Annotated in this window: 3 protein-coding genes; all 3 read right to left on the reverse strand. The window is 71.8% G+C overall.

Annotated elements, in window-relative coordinates; translation table 11 throughout:
• Window positions 1-121 precede the first annotated feature (121 nt).
• Complete coding sequence (locus tag MHO01S_RS16080) at window positions 122-340, reverse strand: hypothetical protein (protein ID WP_060960653.1); 219 nt, start codon at window positions 338-340, stop codon at window positions 122-124.
• A gap of 31 nt (window positions 341-371) precedes the next feature.
• Window positions 372-635 carry a hypothetical protein gene (locus MHO01S_RS16085; RefSeq protein WP_060960654.1) on the reverse strand — a complete coding sequence of 88 codons (264 nt, stop codon included), beginning with the start codon at window positions 633-635 and terminating at the stop codon, window positions 372-374.
• Window positions 636-662: 27 nt separating this feature from the next.
• Window positions 663-2,806, reverse strand: a 2,144-nt coding sequence (locus tag MHO01S_RS16090) for a heavy metal translocating P-type ATPase (RefSeq protein WP_061782598.1), incomplete at its 5' end; no start/stop codon positions are given.

Consider the following 2,806-nt stretch of genomic DNA (forward strand, 5'->3'; position numbering starts at 1 on the left):
CCTCGGCGCGGCATGGGCGATCACCACCCTGGTCCACGGCCGAACCCGCATCGTCCTCGTCGTCGCCGGGTACCTGGTGTTCCGGGTGGTGCTGTGGGTGCTACTCACCAGCGCGGGACGATCATGTCCGCCCCGCCCCCGGCATCCAGCGCCGTGTCCAGCGGTGTGCGGCTGCCCCGGACGCTCCCGGTGTCCGGGGCAGCCGCACACCGAGGATGTCCAGGTCCTTGATGGTGCGCGGCCCGCCCGGGCCGGCCGCGTCCAGCACCGGGTATTCGGCGACGGTGAAGTAGCCGTTGACCCGCAGGTACGCCTGCACCAGCTCGACCGCCGTATCCACTTCGCGCGCCGTCCTTCTTCTGTGGCGCGGGTCAGGCGGCGTGCGTGTAACGGGCGGGGTCTGCGTCGAACAGCGGCCCGCACTCGGCGCAGCAGAACCAGTACCGGCTGCGCTGGTAATCGCGGAACAGGCCGCGCTGCTCCGCCCAGGCCGGGTCGACCTGATTGCCGGGCATCACCGGGCAGGTCACCAGGTTCGTCGCCCCCTCCGGCGGCTCATGATGGTGATGCTCGTGCGCACCGTGCTCGTGCGCGTGCGTGTGGTCGTGCCCGGAGTGGTCGTGGTCGTGGGACATGACATTTCTCCTTCTCAGGGGGATGGGTTAGGCCCGGACGGGCGCGGGCTCCCGGGCGGCGGCACGGGTCGGGGTGGGGAGCGGGCGGAAGCGGCGCAGTCGGAGGCTGTTGGTGACGACGAAGACGCTGCTGAACGCCATCGCTGCGGCGGCGAGGATGGGGTTCAGCAGGGCGAGCATCGCGACCGGGATCGCGGCGACGTTGTACGCGAACGCCCAGAACAGGTTCCCCTTGATCGTCCCGAGGGTGCGCCGGGCCAGCCGGATCGCGTCCGGCACGAGCACGAGGTCGCCGGAGACGATGGTCAGGTCAGCGGCGGTGATGGCCGCGTCGGTGCCGGTGCCCATCGCGATCCCGAGGTCTGCTGCAGCGAGGGCTGCGGCGTCGTTCACCCCGTCGCCGACCATCGCGACCACCCGGTCCGCGGTCTGCAGGTCGCGGATGGTGTCGAGCTTGCCCTGCGGGGTAACCCCGGCACGGACGTCCTCGATCCCGGCCTGGTCGGCGATCGCCCGTGCGGCGCCGGGGTTGTCGCCGGTGAGCAGGATCGGGGTCAAACCGAGCTCCCGGAGCCGGGCGACCGCCTCACGGCTGGTGGGTTTAATGGTGTCGGCGACGCTCATCGCTCCACGCACCTGCCCGTCCCACACCACCACCGTCACCGTCGCCCCCGCTGCCTCGTCCGCCGCGATGGTGCCGGCGAGGCCAGTGGGGATCGGGAGGGACCACTGGCTGGTGATCCAGGAGGCGCGGCCGGCGGCGACCATGCGGCCCTCGACGATGCCCTGCACGCCCTGCCCGGCCTCGGCTTGGAACGACTCCACTGCCGCGAGCGGGCCGGTGGCGGCAGCGGTGATGGCGCGGCCGATGGGGTGCTCCGAGCCGTGCTCGAGCGCTGCAGCGACCCGCAACAGCTCCGCCTGGTCGGTGCCGGGGGTGGGGTGGATGTGGGTGACGGTCATGGTGCCGGTGGTGATGGTGCCGGTCTTGTCCAACACGACCGTGTCGATGCGGCGGGTCTGCTCCAGCACCTGGGGTCCGCGGATCAGGATGCCCAGCTGCGCGCCACGCCCCGTGCCCACCAGCAGCGCCGTCGGAGTCGCCAACCCGAGCGCGCACGGACACGCAATGATCAGCGTCGTCACCGCGGCGGTGAACGCGACCTCCGGCCCTGCGCCGACCAGCAGCCACACAGCGAACGCGGCCACCGCGAGGACGATCACGATGGGCACGAAGATGGCGGAGACCCGGTCGGCGAGGCGCTGCACCTGCGCCTTCCCGGTCTGCGCCTCCTCCACCAACCTGCCCATCCGCGCCAGCTCCGTGTCCGCGCCGACCCGGGTGAGCTCCACCAGCAGCCGGCCCCCGGTGTTCACGGTGGCGCCGACCACTCGCGAGCCTGGGCCGACCTCCACCGGGACGGATTCGCCTGTCAGCATCGATTCGTCCACCGCGGACACACCCTCGGTGACGTGGCCGTCGGCGGGGACCTTCTCCCCCGGCCGCACCACGACGATGTCGCCGGGGGCGAGCTGAGCGACGGGGATGCGCTGCTCGGTGCCGTTGCGGAGGACGACGGCGTCTTTCGCGCCGAGCTCCAGCAGGGCTCGGAGGGCTTCCCCGGATTGCCGCTTCGCACGGACCTCGAGGTAGCGGCCGAGGAGGATGAACACCGTCACCAGCGCGGCGACCTCCAGATACACCTCGTGGCCTCCGGCCTGCGGGGTGCCGACGAAGGTGACGCTCATCTGCATGCCCGGCATCCCGGCCCCGCCGAAGAACAGGGCGTACAGCGACCAGCCGAATGCGGCCAGCACACCCACGCTGATCAGCGTGTCCATCGTCGCCGCCCCGTGACGGGCGTTGATCGCCGCGGCACGGTGGAACGGCCACGCCCCCCACACCACCACCGGTGCCGCCAGGGTCAGGGTCAGCCACTGCCAGTAGGTGAACTGCAGCGCCGGGATCATCGACAGCACCGCGACCGGCGACGCCAGGATCGTCGAGACGATCAGCCGCTGCCGCAACGACACCAACTCCGCATCCTGCGGCGCGGTCTTCTCGTCGGGGGTGTGGACGGGCGGGGCGGGGACGGATGCCCCGTACCCGGCCTGCTCGACCGCCGCGATCAGCTCCTCCACCTCAACCGGCGAGTCGGCGTGCACGCGGA

The organism is Microbacterium hominis NBRC 15708 (genome assembly GCF_001592125.1).
Taxonomy (GTDB): domain Bacteria; phylum Actinomycetota; class Actinomycetes; order Actinomycetales; family Microbacteriaceae; genus Microbacterium; species Microbacterium hominis.

What these genes read in the sequence shown, in the direction of transcription:
- MHO01S_RS16085 (WP_060960654.1), bottom strand. Translation starts at nt 635, where the DNA reads ATGTCCCACGACCACGACCACTCCGGGCACGACCACACGCACGCGCAC.